Origin of the sequence: Micromonospora sp. AMSO1212t (assembly GCF_008868145.1) — a bacterium.
GTDB classification, from domain to species: domain Bacteria; phylum Actinomycetota; class Actinomycetes; order Mycobacteriales; family Micromonosporaceae; genus Micromonospora; species Micromonospora tulbaghiae.
In genome coordinates this window covers 1-1,650 of sequence record NZ_WBKS01000246.1, presented here as the reverse complement: position 1 = coordinate 1,650, position 1,650 = coordinate 1, and the positions used below count along the sequence as shown (strand labels likewise).

Here is a 1,650-nt window from a genome sequence, read left to right as displayed (position 1 = left end):
TGCGGGGGCGGCGAGCGGGCCACCCGCCGCCCCCGCAGCATCGACCCCCGGGAGCTGGGTTTCACCCCGCGCCGGCCGGTGCCCTGGCTCGCGCCCCTGCTGCTGATCAGCACCGGCCTGCGTACGTTGCTGGCCATGCTGTTCGGGGCGTACCTGGACAAGCGCGAGTTGCAGAACGCGTTCAGCGACGGCACGTTCCGGCAGGTCGGCCCGGACGGTGGGCTCTGGCTCGACTACGTGGCCGACCTGGGTGACGGCTTCGACGCCACGTACTCGGTGGCGTACCTGCTCGCCCAGCCGGAGCTGACAGTGGACGGTCACCGGCTCCCCCGCGCGCAGACGCTGGTGATGGGCGGCGACCAGGTCTACCCGGCGGCGGGCTACGAGGCGTACGAGGACCGCTGCAAGGGCCCGTACCAGGCGGCGCTGCCGGTCGCCCCGCCGGAGAAGCCGACGCTGTTCGCGGTGCCGGGCAACCATGACTGGTACGACGGGCTGACCGCGTTCCTGCGCCTGTTCGTGCGCACCCGTGACCGGCACTTCGCCGGGTGGGGCACCGGCCAGTCCCGCTCGTACTTCGCGGTCGAGCTGCCGGCCGGCTGGTGGCTGCTCGGCCTCGACGACCAGTCCGGGTCGTACCTGGACGACCCGCAGCTCACCTACTTCGACGAGGTGGCCCGCAAGCTCACCCCGGAGTCCAAGGTGATCCTGGCGGTGCCGGCGCCGACGTGGGTCAAGGCCGTCGACCACCCCAACGCGTACGACTCGATCGACTACTTCATCCGTACCCTCGTCGCGCCGACGGGGGCGCAGGTGCGAGTGCTGGTCTCCGGCGACCTGCACCACTATGCCCGTTATGCCGGGACGGACCGGCAGCTCATCACCTGCGGCGGTGGCGGCGCCTACCTCTACCCGACCCACCGGCTGCCGGAGACGTTGGAGGTTCCGCCGCGTGACACGCTGACCCGGCGGGCCAGCAACACCCAGGAGTACGACCTGGCGGCGCGCTATCCGGACAAGGCGCGCTCCCGCCGGTACGGCTGGGGGATCTTCGCCCGGCTGCCGTTCCGCAACCCCGGCTTCACCACGCTGCTCGGCACGTTGCACACGCTGCTGATGCTGGCCATGGCCGGGGTGGCGGTGCAGCGAGTGGGCACCACCGAGCAGCGGCTGTTCAGCGTGCCGCTGGCGATCATGCTGGTGTTGGCGATGATGGGCGCGGTGTTCTTCGCCAAGCCGCCGACGGCGGGCGGGAAACGGCACGCCCGGCACTGGATCCTCGGGGTGGCGCACGGGCTGGCTCAGGTGGCGCTCGCCGCCGGGGGCACGTGGGTCTGGTTGCAGCTGCCGTTCTACGACTGGCCGTGGCCGCTGCCGGCGGTCGCCGCCGTGGTGCTCTACGGGCCGGTGAGCGGGCTGGTCGCCAGCCAGCTCGTGGCGCTCTACCTGCTGGTGGCGGGCGCGTTCGGGGTGAACCTGAACGAGTTGTTCGCGGCGCAGGGCATCGAGGACTCGAAGGCGTTCCTGCGGTTCCGGATCGACCCGGACGGCACGCTGACGATCTACCCGATCGCGGTGGACAAGGTGTCCCACGCCTGGCAGCTCAACCCCGACCCTGTCTCTTATCACCATCCTACGCTGCCGACGAAG

The 1,650-nt window shown here is 71.2% G+C and carries 1 protein-coding gene; it reads left to right on the top strand.

The features are described from left to right. On the top strand, positions 1-1,650 hold a 1,650-nt coding region (locus F8279_RS29610), incomplete at both ends, for a metallophosphoesterase (protein WP_151501704.1).